Source organism: Halorubrum aquaticum (assembly GCF_900113615.1).
Taxonomy (GTDB): Archaea; Halobacteriota; Halobacteria; order Halobacteriales; family Haloferacaceae; genus Halorubrum; species Halorubrum aquaticum.
The window spans coordinates 74,611-91,108 of record NZ_FOPZ01000003.1 but is presented as its reverse complement, the minus strand read 5'-3'; the positions used below and the strand labels follow the sequence as shown (position 1 = coordinate 91,108).

Here is a 16,498-nt window from a genome sequence, read left to right as displayed (position 1 = left end):
TTAACCGCTCGCCTGCGGTTCTCATCGTTGAGAACGGACTACACACTCGTCCGAGCGGAATTCAGATCCAATGGCCGAGCAGATACGTCACGCCCACGACCACGGTGCCACCGAACGCCTCGCGGGTGCCGACCGGGATCAACGCGGGTGACGCCGGGTCGGCGGGAGTTCCCGGGCCGTCGCCGTCGCTTCCGTTGGGGGGTGAGCCGTTCTCGGCGTCCGTGCCGTTCTCCGTCTCCGCGCCGGTTCCGTTCGTCGTCCCCATGCCGTTTCCGGCCTCCGTGCCGGTTCCAGCCTCCGTATCGTTTCCAGCGTCCGTGCCGTTTCCGGAGTCGGTTTCGCTTCCGGGTCCCGTGTCGTCGGGTTCCGTCCCGTTCGCAACCTCGGTTCCGTTCTCCGTCTCCGCGTCGCTTCCGGGTTCCGTGCCGTTTCCGGTTCCGCCAGCGTCGCTCCCGTCGCCGTCGTTGGCGTTCCCGTCGTCGCTCGTTCCACCGCCGTCCGTTCCGTCGTCGATCCGTGTCACGGCGGGGTCGGGATCGACCGTCAGCGTGCCCGCCGTCTCGTCGTCGGCGATCGCCAGCGTGTACGAATACGTGCCGGGCTCGAGGTCGACTCTCGTCCCGTTGAACGTCTCGTTTCTCGGCTCGTCCGGGCCGACGGTCACGTACCGTTCCTCGTAGATCTCCCCGCCGGCGACGTCGAGCGACAGCGGCTCCCGCCCCTCGACGACGCCGGCGTTGCGAACCGTCACGGACAGCTCGGAGAGCGTGTCGCCGCGGGTCACGTTGAGCTCGGTGGTTTCGTCGTCGAGCCGCAGCCGATCGGGGTCGGTGGCGTCCGAGGCGACGATCGCCGTCCGGCTGTCGTAGGGCCTCGAATCGGCGTACAGGTCGACCGTCAGGCGGTCGCCGGGCTGCGCCTCGCCGATGCCGGGATCGACGCTGAAGTTCCCGCCGTCGTCGATCCGGACCGTCGCCTCCGAGGTTCGCGGCGTCTCGCCGCCGTCGTAGGCGAACACGGCGGTCAGTTCGGTCGCGGGCAACAGCGTGGTGGTTCCGGTGACGCCGTCGCCGTCGACGAGGACCTCGCCGTCGTCGGTGACGTGATCGTACCGGAGGTATCGCTCGCTGACCGAGAACGTCGCGTCGGCTGAGACGCCGGTCTCGTCCGTCGAGAGGTACGGGAACTGCTCTGGTACCCCGTCGTCGCCGACGGACGCGGCGGCAAAGGGAGCATCGGCGTCGACGGCGCTGGGATCCTCCGCGAACCGATACCGCTCGCCGTCCGCTCCGTCGAGTCCGAACTCGACGCGGTACTCCTCGCCGGGCTTGAGCCGGTCGCCGAGCGCGTTCCCGTCGCTCGTGTCGATCACGACGTAGAGGCGGCCGGCGGTCGGGTCGTCGGGCGCGGCCTCGAGCTCGCTCGCCGACTCGAAGATCAGCGTGGCGTCCTCGAGTTCGTCGGGGCCGATCCGTGTCGCTTGGTTCGGCCGGTTCGTCTGTTCGATCCGCAGGTGAACGCCCTCCTCGGCGGCGAGCAGGTCGGCAAGGACTGCGCCGGTCGCGTTCTCGCCGGCGGCCACCGGCCCCGCGTCCCGCTCGTCCGCGAAATGCGACAGCGCGCCCCAGATCCCGGCCGCCTCGACGCCGATCACGAGCCGGTCGCCCTTCGTGACGGCCGACCGCTCGAGGCCGTCGCTCCGGAGGGACCCCACCGGCTCGATCCCGGCGTCCGACTCCGACTCCGCCGGCATCGTCGTGAACATCTCGATCTCCTCCGCGATCCGCCGCTCCGGCTCGGTCACGACGAGCTCCGCCCGGTTGGAGGCGGCCGCGGGGGCGACGACGCTGGACTCGTCGACGGTGAACGTCGCGTTGTCGACGAGCGAGAGCCGGTACCGCTCGGGGACGAGCGGGCGCACCAGCCCGTCTGCGCCCGCTCTCGACGGGAGCCCGGAGAGGGAGTTCGCGACGGGCTCGCCGTCCTCGTCGACGAACGAGAGCGAGCAGGCGGAGACCGAACAGCTGGTCGCACTGCCCCCCTCGCTCGTGACGGACGCGTACTCAACCCCGGTGCCGGCCGTGCGGGTGTTGAGGGTTACGGTGGTCGAGCCCTCGCCGCTGACCTCGATCACGTCGACGAACCCCACCGGCGCGTTCGGGTCGCTCAGCCGGTTCCCGCCCACGAGGAGATACTTCGTTCCGTCCTCGACCTCGACGGTGAGTTCCACGGGGTCGCCGGCGGTCGTCGTGTACGTGTCCGACCCGAAGGAGGCGTTCACCGCGGCGGGACCGCCCGCGACCCCCTCGGCGTCGATCGCCATCGAGCCGGACTCGGCGACTGCGGAGCTGTCGGATGCGCCATCCCCGACCGGAGTCGCGCCGATGGCCGGTGCCGCGCCCGCAAGGAGGAGTCCGAGGAGGGCGACAGCGAGGACCCCGACGGCGAGGACGCGCGCGGTCGATCCTCGTGTGGGATGGGTGCGACGGGTCCGTTCGGCTTCATCGGTGGAGTCAGCGTCGACGGACGGGTCGGGCTCGTTCGTCGACGGTTGCGGGGGTGGCTGTGACATCGTTTGGTCGTTCACGCGGCCCGTTCGCGGACGGACCGCCGGTCGTCTGGGTCGACTCGGCGGCGTGTCGACTAAAACGTGCGCCCCCGATTATCAGCGTGGAAAACGAGGCGATCGGCCGTGAAATAAGGGGAGAGCGCCCGAGTGGTCGGATGAGCGATCCGAGATCCCGGTCGAATAGAGCCGCGGACCGAAGAGTTAAGCCCGACCGCGGTGCCGTTCCGATGAGGATGAAGTCCTGTCCCCGTTGTGAGGCGCCGATCGACGACTCCGCCCGGTTCTGCTCGCAGTGCGGCGCGCCGCAGAACGAGGAGGCCGCCGAGGAGCTCGACCAGTACGTAAAGCGTCAGGCGAAGCAGGTGGTCGGGGGGTCGGGCGGCGGTAGCGGAGCCGGCGGGGGCGGAAGCGGCGACGTCACCGCGGCCGACGTCTTCGGCGTCGCCGCCGAGGAACTCACGGAGCGGGAACAGCTGTGGCGACGGGGGAGCTACGTGCTCGGGTACGCGACGATCGTCGTCGCGCTCACGCAGATCACGAACCCCGGCGCGTGGCTCCTGCTTCTGGGCGGGATCGCGATCCTCCCGCCGACCCGCCGGCTGCTCGGGCTGCCCGTCGGCGGGACGTTCAAGCGGGAGGCGATGGCGGGGCTGTACGTCGTCTTCGTGGTCCTCGGTGCGGCGCTGTTCTTCGTGTTATAGTTCGAGATATGGTCGGTTTAAACGGTGGCGCGCCTCCGAGCGCCCGACAGGGCGCGAGGAGCCCGCGAGGGAGTCGGTCGCCGCTGGCGACCGACGAGGCTGGGGAGGCGTGAGGTGCGGTGCTGGGCGGTCTGGATGGGACTCAAAGAGGCAGTCGCGAGGACGCCGTAAGCGAGTACGGCGTCCTCGCGACTGGGGCTTTGGTGGTGTTCGCCGCGTCAGAATCGATCACGACCAACCGATCGCCCGATCTCACTCGATCCGAAACCCGCCGGCCTCCTCGGCGGCGCGGATCAGATCGCCGATGGAGTCGTTCGCGGAGAGCCCCTGGCTCGCGGCGAACCGCTTGATCGCGACCGGCGGCACGTCGATCGGGGTGTCGGCGGCGACGAGCAGCAGCCCGAGCGCCTCCGCCGAATCGGTTCCCGGCCCGGCGTTGGAGACGAACCACGAGAGGGTGTTGTCGAACGTCGCCGTCACGTCGTTCGAGACCATGCGGTTGCGGGCGGTCGACCCCTTCGCGTGGAGCGTCATGTCGACGCCGTAGTCGAAGCCGTCGTCGTCGAAGGAGTCCGCCAGCCACCGACTCACCGCGCGGCGGTCGACGCCGGCGTCGCCTCTCGACGAACTGGTCTCAGCACCCGAATTGCGGCGATCTCCGGCGACCGGTTCGCGCTCGTCGGCGGGGGCGGGGTCCGTCGGCGACCGGAACCCCGAGTCGTCGGCCGGGCCGGGTTCCGGCTCGGGGGACCGGCGGCGGACGTTGGGGCGGCCGTCGGTCCCGACGACGTACCGACCCTCCCCGATCTCCACGACGTTCTCGTCGTCGGTGAAATCGAGTTCCTCGGGGTCGGCCGGCGATGCGTCGTGGTCACTCATGGCGTAGCCGTGGTGACGCGAGAAAATAGGTGTTCCGGGCGGACGTGCCGCCGGGGACGTGGTTAGCAGGCCGTTCGTGGCTCGTTAGAGCTGGACCGCTGCACCGCCCTCACTGAAGAGGTCAGGAGCACGGAGTTCGACCGTCGTCGTCGCACCGGCAGGCGAGACGATGTCGAGAGTCGCAGTGTTTCCTTCACCGAAGGTACCCTCGTTAAATGCACCCGCGCTGGGGTTGATCAGGATCGTGTACTGATTTTCGCTGTTGAGGACGGGCGAACTCTCAAAGTCACCATCAGGATCGTCAATGGCAAACTCGTCACCATCAAGATTCTGGACTGTTGCCGCATCATCGACTGTACCAGTCAACTCAGCAGGACCGTCCTGTGCACCAACAGTTTGTGTGACAGTACCGATTTCTTCGTCCTCAGCACCAGAAGTATCGTAAATCGTGACAGTAATCTCGTCAGGATTCACAATTTCGCTTGTAGGAGCAGCAAGGTCCGTGCTGGCAGAATCAGCAGTACTCTGATCAACGATATTGAAATCAGTATTTCCTGAATCGTCTCCAGTTTGTTCGGTAGTTACAGTCGAACCTTCAGAATCATCAGTGAGGCTGAACTCAACTCTCTGGGCAGTAGTCGAATCGAAGGAATCAAACGCATCGTAGTTAGTCGAAACAGACACTGTCACAGGCCCATTATTGGTTAGATCTGATTCTTCATCCACTTGTGGGATCGAGAGTGCCGCAACGTCGCTCGTCGGCTGATCAGTGAACACGAGATTCGATTGACCACCCGGACCCACTGCCTGAAGTGTTGTGTCGGCGAGGTTGATATCGTCAGCCCCTGCAGCACCGGAAACCGTGAGACGGATCTCGTCGAGCGCAGACGGATCCTGACCAGTCTCAACGATACCGACCTCGCTCGTAACGTCGATCCGTTCGGACACGAGGTCCGTACTGTCTTGCCCAGTCGCCTCCGCCTGTGTCTGGAGGAACCCAGCCGTGTTGATCAGGACGCCGGCAGCGATCGCCGCCACCAGCACCATCGCAATGAACACGATGAGCGTCCCGATCCCCACTTGACCGCGCTCTTCCGTGTTAGTAATGAATTCGAACATTGTTACAGCCTCACCGAATCTCTAACTACGGTACTCGGAACACGCAGTTCCGTCGTTGTCGTCGCCCCCGACGGCGTAGTGAACGTAACGGTCAACGAATCACCTTCTTCGACAAGATAGCCGTCGTTACCGACGATATGACTGATCTCCCCACTTGAATCATCCAAATTGAGAGTAACCTCGGCACGATCACTTGTGTCAGTTAATACAACATCACCGGGACTACCAGTGAAGATGTTGATCTGGGATCCGTCATCGTTGAAATCCGAACTCAGAGTGAATGTCTCTTGACCGTCTCCTCCGAGGATCTCAACGGATGTCTCACTCAGATCGATATTATCTGAACCCGGAGACTGCGCAACAACGAAGTCAACGGATTCGATCACACCTTCTGCATCATTGAATGAGCCGGACTGGCTCACGACCTGTAGCCGATCGCTGACCTGGCTCGTACTCTCCTGCCCCGTCGCCTCCGCCTGCGTCTGGAGGAACCCGGCGGTGTTGATCAGGACGCCGGCGGCGATCGCCGCCACCAGCACCATCGCGATGAACACGATGAGCGTCCCGATCCCCACTTGACCGCGCTCTTCCTCGTCCAGTATGGTTTCGAACATTGGTTGTTGTGTGGGCCCGCGGTCCGCCCGGCGGGCGTTATCGCTACGGAGCGGGAATCACCTATTAAAGACACGGGGCAGATTATTCGAGTTGATAAACTACCGCAGTCGTGCGTTTTTGGGGATAATTCCAAAAAAATAGTAAAAGAATCAAAAAACGACATGCCCATCTGATTATCAGAGATGGATCCGATGAGTCACTGGTCTCCAACCTCGCTGATCTCCGACTCGGAGATCACGAACTCGCGCGTACCCGGCTCGTAGACCACGAGACTCCCCGCGACGAGCGCCATCGACCCCGCGAGCAGGCCGGTGTTGACCAAGAGCAGCGCTCGGGGGTTCGCGAACGCCGTCCGAAACGCCGCGAGGGGAGTGGCGAGCGCGGCGACGACGACCAGTCCGAACCCGACGGCGAGGTACGCCATCGCGGTCCGCCCGGAGGAGCGGTACGCCGTCACCGCGAACGCCGACAGCGTCGCGCCCGCCCCCGCGAGCACGGTGGTCGTCACGAGATACAGTCCTTCGATGAGGTCCATACGCGGCCTGCCCGCTCGGCCACGATAAAGCTCCTGTAACGGGTATCAATACCGATAACGTTCGGCGGATCGACGATCGGTCATACGCGACCGATCGCCGCGCGGCCGCAGACCCTCGGAAACCCGACCGTTCCGCGTCGACGACTCGACGAATGCCGGCGGCGGCCGTGCTCCCTATCAATATCTTTTTGGGTCCGGGACTCACAATTGATAACGATAATGGTGGGGGACGACCTGATCACGGTGCTCGGAAACAAGTACAACACGGACATCCTGACGGCGACGGGCGACGCCAAGTCCGCCCAGGACCTGAGCGAGGAGCTGGAGGTCCCCATCGCGACGTGTTACCGCCGGATCAACGAGCTGGAGGAGGCCGACCTGCTCGAACTCCACGACCGACCGCTCTCCGACGAGCACCGCCGGGTGAAGGTGTACCGCCGGAAGGTCGACGGCGTCGACGTCGACTTCCGGGACGGGCTCACCGTCGAGGTCGAGGAGCGCTCCGCGGTCAAGAACCGCCTCGACGACGTGTGGCGCGACCTCTCGGCGAAGGGCGACTGAGTCAGAACGACGGCTCGTCGGACCGGCTCATCATCGAGAACCCCCCCGCCCGCTCGTGGACCGTGATCCCTCCCTGTCCGATCTCCATCGGGAAGATGTCCGTGTCGATGTCCTGTTTGCGCATCTTCGCGACCCAGACGTAGCGGTTGACACCCGAGTCCGTCGGCGTCTGGATGAAGTAGATGTTGCCGTCGGTGAGGAAGTTCTCCAGACCGACCTCGGTGTCGGGGAACACCGCGCCCTGCTCGTTGATGAGAAGCGAGGTCAGCCCGTTCGCCTTGAGGATGTCGGAGAACTTCAGCAGGTAGGTCCGTTTCTCCTGTTCGTCCTCGAAGAACAGCTGGAACATCGACAGCGAGTCGAGCACGAGCCGGTCGAAGTCCTCGCCCTCGATCGTGTCGAGCAACTTGTCGACGGCGGTCGAGAAGTCGGTCTCCCGGAGCATCTGTCGCTTGTCGAGGATCACGATCTCGCCGTCGTCGACCAGATCGCCGAAGTCCTCGAACCCGACCGATTCGGCGGCGGCGCGGATGTCGGCCTCGTCCTCCTCGAAGGAGACGTACACGCCGCGCTCGTCGTGGTCGGTGACGCCCGTATAGAGGTACTGGATCCCGAAGATGCTCTTTCCGGTGCCGGGGTTCCCGGAGACCAAGACGGTCGACTGCTCCGTGATGCCGCCGGTGAGGATCGAGTCGAGCCCCTCGACTCCGGTAGAGACGAGTTCTGACATTCGCCTCGGTCTTCGCGGCGGGAGTATATAAAAGACGATCCGTTCGAGCCGCCGGGGCGGCCCGAGAGACGACCGGACCTTTGCGGATGGGAAGACGGCGACAGCTTTATTCGTCGACACGCCGCCACGTCCAGTATGCCCGGTGAAACGTATCCCGTCGCTTCCGACGGTGATCGGCGGTGAGCGAAGCGACGGTCCTCGTCGTGGAAGACGAGCCGGACATCGCGGCGCTTTACGCCGGCTTCCTCGAGGAGCGCTACGACGTCACCGTCGCCGAGACAGCCGCCGAGGCGATGGACGTCGTCGACGGGACCGTCGACGCCGTCCTGCTCGACCGACGGCTCCCCGACGGCAGCGGCGACGACGTGCTCGAACACATCCGCGAGAACGACCTCGGATGCCGAGTCGCGATGGTGACCGCCGTCGAACCCGACTTCGACATCATCGGCATGGGTTTCGACCTCTACTTGACGAAGCCGGTGAGCCGCGCGAACCTCCTCTCCGCGCTCGAGACGCTCCTGACCCGCGACGAGTACGACGACCTCCTCCAAGAGGCCGCCGCGCTGGCGAGCAAACGAGCGGTCCTCAAGGCGCAGAAGCCGACCGCCCAACTCGACGGAAACGAGGCGTTCGCCGAACTCGTCGACCGACTCGACGACCTCGACGCCGACATGGACGCCATCGCGGAGTCGCTCTCGACGGACGACTACCGCGCGATGTTCCGGGACATCGGCGAGGCGTGACGGCGACCCGGAGTGACGGTTGCCCCTACGAGAGCTGATCCCCGACCAGTTCGTCCGCCGTCGCGAGGAACGCGTCACGCTCGCCGACCGGGATCGTCGCGCCGGCGGCGACGTCGTGGCCGCCGCCATCGCCGCCCACGGACCGGCTCGCCTCGCGCATCACGGCCGAGAGGTCGAGCCCCTGCCGAACGAGCCGTTCCGTTCCGCGCGAGGAGACCTTCAGCTCCGTGTCGCCCTTCTCGGCGAACGCGATCACGGGCTTCGAGCGGTCGACGGCGGGCGATCCGGCCGCCATCCCGGCCACGATCCCGACGATCGTCTCGCGGATCCGCGAGCCGGCGTCGAACCACTGGAGGTGCTCCTCGTGGGTCACGCCCTCCGTCTTCACCCACTGGAGGCCCTCCGAGAGGTTCCGTCTGTGGTTCCGGAGCAGCCGTCGTGCCTCCGCGAGCGCCGCGTCACGGTCGCCGAGACACACCACCAGTCCGACGTCCGCGCGCTCGTACCGCGCGGTCGCGTTGAGCAGCGTCGAGAACTCGCTGACGTCCCGGAGTTCGGTGCCGGGCTCCTCGTCGAGCAGCGTGTACGAGGTGCCGACGAGCGTCTCGATCCGGTCGGCGGGAACGCCGGAGGCGACGGCGCGTTGCATCAGCGCGGAGACGAGCGTTCGTCGCTCCTCGCCGTCGAGGTCGACCCAACGCCGCCACTCGCCGTCGCGTTTCACGTCGACGTCGAGGTCACGGAGGAAGCCGATCGCGCCCGCCTCGTCGTTGGAGATTCCCGGGATCCGAACGTCGGAGGCGTACTCCAACAGCTTCGGGAGCGGCCGGGTCTGTCGGCCGTAGAGGTCGAGGTCGGTGCGCTCCTCGAGGACGCCCGCGGCGACGCCGTCGGCGACGATGGCCTCGTTCGCCCCGACGAGTCCCCCGCCGCCGTCCTGCATGTCGCCGACCGCGCCGACGACCGCCAGCCCCGCGAGGTCGCGGTTGTCGCCGTCGGAACCCTCCAAGGCGCGGGCGAGGACGTAGCTCGCGCCCGCCCCCGAGAGCTCGCTCGCGCCGTCGATACCTTCGAGCAAGGGATTGAGATGGAACTCCGTGTCGGGGTCGGCGGGCTGGTGGTGATCGGCGACCACGGGGACGAAATCGCCGCGGCTCTCGTGGTCGGCGATGACGTCGAGCTGTCCGGAGCCGAAGTCGGTGAACAGGACGACCTCGAACTCGCGGGCGGCGATCCCCGCTATCGACTCGGCGTCGAGCTGCTTCTCGAAGACGACCTCGTGGTCGATCCCCGCCCGCGCGAGCGCCGACGAGGCGACGGCGGCGCTCGTGAGCCCGTCGGCGTCGATGTGCGAGGCGAGCAGGACGCGGTCGGCCACACGCAGGCGGTCGGCACAGGCGCGGGCCCGACCGCCGAGGTCGGGAACCGGGTTGTCGGCGGCTGCCATTACCGGACCGTGGGGCGCCATCGGGGATAAACGCACGTGTCGAGGCGGCGGAACGACAGGGAGTCGGACCTCATCGCCCGATCGCAAGTTCGAACCGAGCGTCACGCGAGGACCGGCCGATCTCGACGACGTACTCCCCGTCGTCGACGGTCCATCCGTCGTCGGGGTCGTACCGGGAGAACACGAGGTCGTCGAGACGGATCTCGACCGTTGCCGTCCCTCCCGCGGCGACGGCGACGCTCTCGGCACCGGCGAACTCGCGGACCGGCCGGTCGACGCCCGCGACGCGCGGCGGGCGAACGTACGCCTGGACGACCTCGCGCCCGTCGCGGTCGGAGACGTTCGCGATGGCGACCTCGACGGTCGTGTCGTTCCCCTCGTCGTCGACGACCGCGTCCCGGTACTCGAACGCCGCGTACGAGTTCCCGTGGCCGAACGGGTAGGTCGGCTCGACGTGGCGGGCGTCGAACCGGCGGTAGCCGACGAACACGCCCTCGTCGTGGTGGACCCGGTCGTCGACCCCGGGGAAGCGACGGCGCTCGGCCGTCGGGTACGCGGACTCCGGAGCGAACGAGACGGGGAGCCGGCCGCCGGGGTCGGCGTCCCCGTAGAGGAGCGCGGCGAGCGCGTCGCCGTGGACCTGTCCCGGATACCAGTTCAGGAGGACGCCGTCGACCGCCTCGCGCCACGGGAGCTCGACCGGGCCGCTCGCCGCGACCGCCACGACGGTCCGACCGTTGGCCGCGGCGACCGCCTCGACCAGTTCGTCCTGGCGGCCCGGGAGCCCCAGCCCGTCCCGGTCGAGCGCCTCCGTCGCGGTGTCGCGGACGACGACGACGGCGACGTCGGCGGCCTCGGCGGCCGCGACCGCCGAGTCCACGTCGTGCTCGCGGCCGGACTCTTCGCCCCCGTCTCCGTCCTCGTCAGTGTCGTCCCCGCCGGCCAGGAGGTCGAGCATCGAGATCCCCTCGACCGGCGGGTGACCGGGAACGACGGTCACGGCTCCGCCCGCCCGCGCCTCGATCCCCTCCCGCGGGCTCGTGCTCGTCTCCGGCGTCGTCTCCGAGGAACCGCCCCCGCCGAGGACCGCCTCCTCGACCGCGGGACCGACGAGCGCGACGTCGTCGTCCGCCAGCGGGAGCACGCCGTCGTTCTTCAGCAGGACCGACCCGCGCGTCGCCACCCGGAACGCCAGCCGGCGGTGGGCGTCCGCGTCGACCGTCCGCCGATCGGCGTCGCCTGCCCGGCGGTCGCCGTCGAGCAGACCGACTCGTCCCATCGTCCGGAGCACTCGCGTTGCCATGTCGTCGAGACGTTCCCGCGGGAGGGTTCCGTCGCGGACCGCGGCGGGGAGGGCCTCGTCGAACGGCTCGCAGGATTCCGGGTCGGGCATCCCGCGAGCGATCTCCGGGGGGATCGGGTCGGACGGGTCCGCCTCGTCGTCGTGGTCCGCCATCGGAACGCCGGGCATCTCGACGTCGAGGCCGGCGGCCGCGGCGTCGACCGCGCCCTCGGTGCCGTACCAGTCGGAGACGACGTACCCGTCGAACCCCCACTCGCCCTTCAACACGCCCGTCAACAGCCGCCGGTGGTCGCTCATTCGGGTGCCGTTCACGCCGTTGTACGCCGACATGACCGATCCGGCCCCGGCCGCGACCGCCGCGCGGAACGACGGGAGGTACAGTTCACGGAGCGCACGCTCGTCGACCTCCGCGCTGACCGAGGCTCGACCCGTCTCCTGGGCGTTCGCGACGTAGTGTTTCGGCGTCGCGACGACGGCCGCGGACTCGATCCCCTCGACGACGGCGGCCGCGGTCCGCGCCGAGAGCACGGGGTCCTCCGAGAAGTACTCGAAGTTCCGCCCGCCCTGCGGGACGCGGATCAGGTTCGTCCCCGGCGCGAGCAGGGAGTCGGCGCCGGCGGCGCGGGTCTCACGGCCGAGCGCCGCGCCGTGCTCGCGGGCCAGGTCGGCGTCGAACGTCGCGGCCAGCGCGATCGGGGCGGGGAACGCGGTCGCCGACTCGTCGGGGATCCGGACCCCGAGGGGGCCGTCGACCATGCGGAACGGGGGGATCCCGAGCCGCTCGACGCCCGCGAGGTACCCCGTCGCGCGCCCGGTCGGGTCGGTCGTGCCGGAGACGAGCCGAACGGCCTCGTCGATCGTGAGCGCGTCGACGAGCCGGCCGATCTCCGCGTCCGTGGTCATGTGTCGGGATCGGTTGGCGGCGTTATAGGGGTTGGCCCCGGGTCCGGCAGGCCTTGCCGTAACTGACAGTTATAGAAGTCTAAAGAGATATGCGCTACATACATGACACGTGGGTTCGACACCCGGAGTCTCCACGCCGGGGCGACCGCCGATCCGGCGACCGGGGCTCGCGCGACGCCGATCCACCAGACGACGTCCTACGAGTTCGAGGACGCCGACGCGGCGGCCGACCTCTACGCGCTCCGGGCCGACGGCGACGTCTACTCCCGCGTCTCGAATCCGACCGTCCGCGCCCTTGAGAACCGGCTCGCGAACCTCGAGGGCGGGTCGGGGGCGGTCGCGACCGCCTCGGGGATGGGCGCGTTCGACGCGATCACGACGGTGCTGGCTCGCAGCGGCGACAACGTCGTCGCCAGCGAGGAGATGTACGGCGGCACCGCGACGCACCTCACGAGCATCGCGAACCGCCGCGGGGTCGAGGCGCGTCTCGTCGGCACCACCGACTACGAGGCGTACGCGGAGGCGATCGACGAGAACACCGCCTTCGTCCACGTGGAGACGCTCGCGAACCCCTCCCTCGTCACGCCCGACTTCGAGCGGCTCGCCGACGTCGCCCACGAGCGCGCGGTCCCGCTCGTCGTCGACAACACGTTCGCGACGCCGTCCCTCTGTCGACCGATCGAACACGGCGCGGACGTGGTCTGGGAGTCGACGACCAAGTGGCTCACCGGCAACGGCACCACCGTCGGCGGGGTCGTCGTCGACGGCGGAACCTTCCCGTGGGACCACCCGGACGCGGAGTACGAGGAGCTCTCCGGGGAGTCGCCCGCGTTCCCGATCGACTTCGTCGAGCGGTTCGGCGACGCCGCCTTCGCGAACGTCGTCCGCCAGCGGGCGGTCCGTCCCACCGGGAGCCAGCAGTCCCCGTTCGACGCCTGGCAGACCCTCCAGGGGGTGGGGACGCTCCCGCTGCGGATGGAGCGCCACTGCGAGAACGCCCGGCGAGTCGCCGAGTTCCTCCGCGAGGACGACCGGGTCGACTGGGTGACGTATCCGGGCTTCGACGAGCACCCGTCCCACGGGAACGCGACCGAGTACCTCGCCGACTACGGCGGGATGATCACCTTCGGGGCCGCGGGCGGCTACGAGGCCGCGAAGACGCTGTGTGAGTCGGTCGAGCTCGCGAGCTTCCTCGCGAACATCGGCGACGCGAAGACCCTGATCATCCATCCGGCCTCGACGACGCACGCACAGCTCGACGAGGAGACGCGGGAGGCCGCGGGGGTCCCGGCGGACATGGTGCGGCTCTCGGTCGGCATCGAGGAGGCCGCGGACGTGATCGCCGACCTCGACGCCGCACTGGAGACGGCGACGGCGTCGGCGTCGACGGAGGCGTGAACATGGCGGCGACACCCACCGACGCCGGCGTCGCGCGACTCGGAGAGTTCACCTTCGAGTGCGGTCGGTCGATCCCGGACCTGCGGGTCGGCTACGAGACGTACGGCGAGTTCGACGGCGACAACGTCGTGCTCGTCTGTCACGCGCTCACCGGCAGCCAGAACGTCGCCCGGACGCCCGAGCGCGACGCGGACGCGGGACAGGCCGGCCAGGCCCGCGCGTGGTGGGACGACGTGGTCGGTCCGGGCAAGGCGATAGACACGACCGAGTACTACGTCGTCTGTGCGAACGTCCCCGGCTCCTGTTACGGCACCTCCGGGCCGGCCAGCGAGCGGCCGGCCGACCTGGACCTCCCCGGCGAGGAGCCCGACCACGACCGCTGGGGGACGGCGTTCCCGCCCGTTCAGGTCGAGGACTGGGCGCGCGCACAGCGCCGGCTGCTCGACCACCTCGGCGTCGGTCGACTCCGGGCGGTCGTCGGCGGCAGCGTCGGCGGGATGAACGTCCTCGAGTGGGCGAAACGCTACCCCGACGACGTGGACCTCGTCGTCCCCGTCGCGGCCGCGGCCAGACTCGACGCGCAGTGTCTCGCGCTCGAGGCCATCGCCCGCCGAGCGATCCGGTCGGACCCGAACTGGCGGGGCGGCGACTACTACGGCGAGGATCGAGAATCGCCCGCCACCGGGCTGGCGATGGCCCGCCAGATCGGCCACGTGATGTACCTCTCGAAGGCGTCGATGGAGCGGAAGTTCGGCCGGCGCTCGGCCGGCCGCGACTCGCTGAGCCGCGAGCAGGGCGACCTCGGACTCGACGCCGACCCCGCGGCCGCCTTCTTCCCGTACCGCGAGGTGGAGTCGTACCTCGACTACCAGGCGGAGGGGTTCGCGGAGCGGTTCGACGCCAACAGCTACCTCTACCTCACGCGCGCGATGGACGAGTACGACCTCGCCGCCGGCTACGGCTCCGACGCCGACGCGCTCGCGGCCTTCGAGGGCGAGGCGCTCGTGATCAGCTTCACCGGCGACTGGCACTTCACCGTCGAGCAGGCCGACGCCGTCTCGACCGCCTTCCGCGACCGCGACGTCCCGGTCGCCCACCACGTGATCGACTCCGACCACGGCCACGACGCGTTCCTCGTCGAGCCCGAACACGTCGGCCCGCCGCTGCGCGACTTCCTCGCGGACGGCGTCGAGGGCCGCGCAGTCGACGATCAGGGCGGAGACGACGCGGGAGACGACCCCGACCGCAGCCCGGACCACGCCCCCGTCCACTCCAGCCTGTTCGGGGGGTGACTCCGACTGAGGATCGGGAACGGAAAGACGATCTGTGGTGGAAGGAGATCACCGCGGTGGCGCGCCGGTGAGCGCCCAAAGGGCGCGAACCCGACCGCGAGGGACGCGGCGAGTGGTGAAACCACGAGCCGCGAGGCTGGGGAGGCGTGAGGTGCGGGGCGGTTGCGGTGCGGGGTGGGACTCAAAGGGGCAGCCGTGAGGGGGTCGCAGGCGACGTAAGCACCGAAAGGAGCGAACGAAGTGAGCGACTGAGGAGCACAACGAGCGTGCGACCCCCTCACGGCTGGGGCTTTGGCGGTGTTCACCGCACCGACAACCATGTAGAGCCGAGCGAATGGGGCTTTGGAGATGGTCACCGCGCCGGCGACGATCTCGGTTCAAACGACGAGAGCGCACTCGAAACGATCCCATGCGAGAGAACGGACCGGGCTCGAGCGGGTTCGAACCCCACTCACTCCGCTCGCTTCGCTCGCTCCGCTCCCTGATTCGAACCCGCCCTCGCGTACATCTCTGTGCCTCACTTCGTTCGTCCCAGAAATGGGCTCGGGCGGGTTCGAACCGCCGACCTCAGCCTTGTAAAGGCCGCGTCATAACCAGCTAGACCACGAGCCCTCGTCGAGACCAGCCGCCGCGAGCGGAAAACGGTTTCTGTCTCGACCGCGAATCCCGGCCGTGAACCGTCGTTTTCCCGCGCTGACCACCGCCGCCATCGTGGTCTTCGTCGTCGCCGCCCTCGTGATCGCCACCGCTCCGACGATCCTCATCTCGAGTTACGACACGACCACGGTCGAGGCGACGGACGCCGAGACGGGCGAGACGCTCGCGACCGTCGAGGCCCGGATCGCCGACGGCCCGATGAAACGGTACGTCGGCCTCTCGACGACGGACGAGCTCGCCGACGACGAGGGGATGCTGTTCGTCCACGGCGAGTCCGGCGAGCACGACTACGTGATGCGCGACATGGCCTTCGCGATCGACATCGTCTTCGTCGCCGCCGACGGCGAGATCACGGAGATCCGGGAGGCCGAACCCGAGTCGCGCCCGCTCACGACCTACGAAGGGACGGGGCAGTACGTCCTCGAGGTCCCGAGGGGGTGGAGCGCCGACAACGGCGTCGAACCCGGCGACAGCCTCGAGTTCGAGTTACCTTGAAGCCCTCGACGGGATCCGGATCCTGAACGCCCCGACGAAACCCTTTCACGCCTCGCTCGCGTGCGACCGCGTATGACCGGTCCCCTCCGACGCGCCGCCTGGAACCTCCGGTACCGCTGGCGGCGGGTGTTCGCGCTCTGTGTCGTCGGCGGCGGCGTGCTCGCACCCTTCCTCACGGACCTCTGGTGGACGCTGCCGCTGATCTGGTTCCTCGGCCTGTTCGTCGTCCTCCCCGTGCTCCACACCCTCGCGAAGCCGCTCCCGTCCTCGGACGACCGGAGCGGTGGAGGTGAGCGTGAAGGCACGAACGACCCCGCGCTCGACGCGTTACGCGAGCGCTACGCCCGCGGCGAGATCGACGAGCGCGAGTTCGAGCGGAAACTCGACCGCCTGCTCGAGACCGAGGACGCGGAGGTCGCGGAGCGCGACCGCGACGTGGCCGCCCGGATCCGCGGGACCGTCGAGCGCGAACTCGAGCGAGTTCGGGAGTGACTCGGACGGGCATCGACGACCGGCCGGACCGATCCGACCGGACCGACCCGGGTCGCCCG

The 16,498-nt window shown here is 68.3% G+C and carries 14 protein-coding genes, 1 tRNA gene and 1 pseudogene; 7 read left to right on the top strand and 9 right to left on the bottom strand.

Annotation, left to right across the window (positions count from 1 at the left end; all coding sequences use genetic code 11):
* Positions 1 to 61: 61 nt before the first annotated feature.
* Entirely contained in the window at positions 62 to 2,572 is a 2,511-nt protein-coding gene (locus F3H10_RS03800) for an ICP22 family protein (RefSeq protein ID WP_149783511.1), read from the bottom strand.
* Between the two features lie 230 nt (positions 2,573 to 2,802).
* On the opposite strand from F3H10_RS03800, the gene F3H10_RS03795 reads away from it, so the two are divergent.
* Positions 2,803 to 3,270 carry a zinc ribbon domain-containing protein gene (locus F3H10_RS03795; RefSeq protein ID WP_149783510.1) on the top strand — a complete coding sequence of 156 codons (468 nt, stop codon included), beginning with the start codon at positions 2,803 to 2,805 and terminating at the stop codon, positions 3,268 to 3,270.
* A 252-nt stretch (positions 3,271 to 3,522) separates the two neighbouring features.
* Here F3H10_RS03795 and F3H10_RS03790 read toward each other — a convergent pair whose 3' ends face one another.
* The 4 genes and pseudogenes from F3H10_RS03790 to F3H10_RS03775 all read right to left on the bottom strand — a co-directional run bounded on the left by F3H10_RS03790 (position 3,523) and on the right by F3H10_RS03775 (position 6,418).
* A complete protein-coding gene (locus tag F3H10_RS03790; protein ID WP_149783509.1) occupies positions 3,523 to 4,149 on the bottom strand; it encodes a DUF7500 family protein in 627 nt (208 codons plus the stop codon).
* 462 nt (positions 4,150 to 4,611) lie between these two features.
* Positions 4,612 to 5,268 (bottom strand): annotated as a pseudogene (locus tag F3H10_RS16530) (archaellin/type IV pilin N-terminal domain-containing protein); the annotation flags it as partial.
* A 2-nt stretch (positions 5,269 to 5,270) separates the two neighbouring features.
* A complete protein-coding gene (locus F3H10_RS03780; RefSeq protein WP_149783508.1) occupies positions 5,271 to 5,882 on the bottom strand; it encodes an archaellin/type IV pilin N-terminal domain-containing protein in 612 nt (203 codons plus the stop codon).
* Between the two features lie 197 nt (positions 5,883 to 6,079).
* Entirely contained in the window at positions 6,080 to 6,418 is a 339-nt protein-coding gene (locus F3H10_RS03775; RefSeq protein ID WP_149783507.1) for a hypothetical protein, read from the bottom strand.
* 219 nt (positions 6,419 to 6,637) lie between these two features.
* Here F3H10_RS03775 and F3H10_RS03770 point away from each other — a divergent pair, with 219 nt between their 5' ends.
* Positions 6,638 to 6,979, top strand: a complete 342-nt coding sequence (locus F3H10_RS03770; protein WP_149783506.1) for a helix-turn-helix domain-containing protein — start codon at positions 6,638 to 6,640, stop codon at positions 6,977 to 6,979.
* A 1-nt stretch (position 6,980) separates the two neighbouring features.
* Here the strand turns inward: F3H10_RS03770 and F3H10_RS03765 are convergent, their stop codons facing one another.
* Complete coding sequence (locus tag F3H10_RS03765; RefSeq protein ID WP_149783505.1) at positions 6,981 to 7,709, bottom strand: RAD55 family ATPase; 729 nt, start codon at positions 7,707 to 7,709, stop codon at positions 6,981 to 6,983.
* A gap of 179 nt (positions 7,710 to 7,888) precedes the next feature.
* Between F3H10_RS03765 and F3H10_RS03760 the strand changes: the two genes are divergently transcribed.
* Positions 7,889 to 8,452, top strand: coding sequence for a response regulator transcription factor (locus F3H10_RS03760; protein ID WP_149783504.1), 564 nt, complete (start codon positions 7,889 to 7,891; stop codon positions 8,450 to 8,452).
* Between the two features lie 25 nt (positions 8,453 to 8,477).
* Here the strand turns inward: F3H10_RS03760 and F3H10_RS03755 are convergent, their stop codons facing one another.
* Together F3H10_RS03755 and F3H10_RS03750 are read right to left on the bottom strand one after the other, a co-directional pair.
* Entirely contained in the window at positions 8,478 to 9,899 is a 1,422-nt protein-coding gene (locus F3H10_RS03755; RefSeq protein WP_149783503.1) for a DHH family phosphoesterase, read from the bottom strand.
* A 70-nt stretch (positions 9,900 to 9,969) separates the two neighbouring features.
* Entirely contained in the window at positions 9,970 to 12,105 is a 2,136-nt protein-coding gene (locus F3H10_RS03750; protein WP_149783502.1) for a beta-glucosidase family protein, read from the bottom strand.
* Between the two features lie 102 nt (positions 12,106 to 12,207).
* Between F3H10_RS03750 and F3H10_RS03745 the strand changes: the two genes are divergently transcribed.
* The gene (locus tag F3H10_RS03745; protein ID WP_149783501.1) at positions 12,208 to 13,503 is read left to right on the top strand and encodes an O-acetylhomoserine aminocarboxypropyltransferase/cysteine synthase family protein; all 1,296 of its coding nucleotides are present in this window, start codon (positions 12,208 to 12,210) and stop codon (positions 13,501 to 13,503) included.
* A gap of 2 nt (positions 13,504 to 13,505) precedes the next feature.
* The gene (metX, locus tag F3H10_RS03740) at positions 13,506 to 14,795 is read left to right on the top strand and encodes a homoserine O-acetyltransferase MetX (protein ID WP_149783500.1); all 1,290 of its coding nucleotides are present in this window, start codon (positions 13,506 to 13,508) and stop codon (positions 14,793 to 14,795) included.
* A 538-nt stretch (positions 14,796 to 15,333) separates the two neighbouring features.
* Here metX and F3H10_RS03735 read toward each other — a convergent pair.
* Positions 15,334 to 15,407, bottom strand: a tRNA-Val gene (locus F3H10_RS03735).
* Between the two features lie 60 nt (positions 15,408 to 15,467).
* On the opposite strand from F3H10_RS03735, the gene F3H10_RS03730 reads away from it, so the two are divergent.
* Positions 15,468 to 15,947, top strand: coding sequence for a DUF192 domain-containing protein (locus tag F3H10_RS03730; protein ID WP_149783499.1), 480 nt, complete (start codon positions 15,468 to 15,470; stop codon positions 15,945 to 15,947).
* Positions 15,948 to 16,019: 72 nt separating this feature from the next.
* The gene (locus F3H10_RS03725; RefSeq protein WP_149783498.1) at positions 16,020 to 16,439 is read left to right on the top strand and encodes an SHOCT domain-containing protein; all 420 of its coding nucleotides are present in this window, start codon (positions 16,020 to 16,022) and stop codon (positions 16,437 to 16,439) included.
* The last annotated feature ends 59 nt before the right edge of the window (positions 16,440 to 16,498 follow it).

Coding starts and splice junctions, on each gene's coding strand:
- F3H10_RS03800 (WP_149783511.1), bottom strand. CDS start 2,572: ATGTCACAGCCACCCCCGCAACCGTCGACGAACGAGCCCGACCCGTCC.
- F3H10_RS03795 (WP_149783510.1), top strand. CDS start 2,803: ATGAAGTCCTGTCCCCGTTGTGAGGCGCCGATCGACGACTCCGCCCGG.
- F3H10_RS03790 (WP_149783509.1), bottom strand. CDS start 4,149: ATGAGTGACCACGACGCATCGCCGGCCGACCCCGAGGAACTCGATTTC.
- F3H10_RS03780 (WP_149783508.1), bottom strand. CDS start 5,882: ATGTTCGAAACCATACTGGACGAGGAAGAGCGCGGTCAAGTGGGGATC.
- F3H10_RS03775 (WP_149783507.1), bottom strand. CDS start 6,418: ATGGACCTCATCGAAGGACTGTATCTCGTGACGACCACCGTGCTCGCG.
- F3H10_RS03770 (WP_149783506.1), top strand. CDS start 6,638: ATGGTGGGGGACGACCTGATCACGGTGCTCGGAAACAAGTACAACACG.
- F3H10_RS03765 (WP_149783505.1), bottom strand. CDS start 7,709: ATGTCAGAACTCGTCTCTACCGGAGTCGAGGGGCTCGACTCGATCCTC.
- F3H10_RS03755 (WP_149783503.1), bottom strand. CDS start 9,899: ATGGCAGCCGCCGACAACCCGGTTCCCGACCTCGGCGGTCGGGCCCGC.
- F3H10_RS03750 (WP_149783502.1), bottom strand. CDS start 12,105: ATGACCACGGACGCGGAGATCGGCCGGCTCGTCGACGCGCTCACGATC.
- F3H10_RS03745 (WP_149783501.1), top strand. CDS start 12,208: ATGACACGTGGGTTCGACACCCGGAGTCTCCACGCCGGGGCGACCGCC.
- metX (WP_149783500.1), top strand. CDS start 13,506: ATGGCGGCGACACCCACCGACGCCGGCGTCGCGCGACTCGGAGAGTTC.
- F3H10_RS03725 (WP_149783498.1), top strand. CDS start 16,020: ATGACCGGTCCCCTCCGACGCGCCGCCTGGAACCTCCGGTACCGCTGG.